The 279-nt window shown below is 39.1% G+C and carries 1 pseudogene; it reads right to left on the bottom strand.

Annotation, left to right across the window (positions count from 1 at the left end):
• Positions 1-238: pseudogene (locus SB658_RS23375) on the bottom strand (transcription factor FapR); the annotation flags it as partial.
• Positions 239-279 lie beyond the last annotated feature (41 nt).

Here is a 279-nt window from a genome sequence, read left to right as displayed (position 1 = left end):
CAATCATTTCTCCAATTACTTCATCCAGCGGAAGTGATTTCACTTCATCCTCTAATGTCTTTTCGGCCACATGCTTAATTCTTTCGCGTAATTCAGGAATCGACAGTTCCAAACGATCAAGACGAACCGTTTGAATACTTACACCGAATTTACTTGCCAATTCTTCATCAGTAATGAACGGAGTCGAGCTGATCGTTTGCTGGAGAAGCTTTTGACGTTCTTTTTTATTTAGTTTCATATGCAGACACCATCCGTACATTTATGACTAGGTACTAATAG

The organism is Bacillus sp. SIMBA_008 (genome assembly GCF_046535495.1).
Classification (GTDB): domain Bacteria; phylum Bacillota; class Bacilli; order Bacillales; family Bacillaceae; genus Bacillus; species Bacillus subtilis.
Note: the sequence above shows the minus strand (reverse complement) of the source record. Positions and strands in the feature narration are given on the sequence as shown.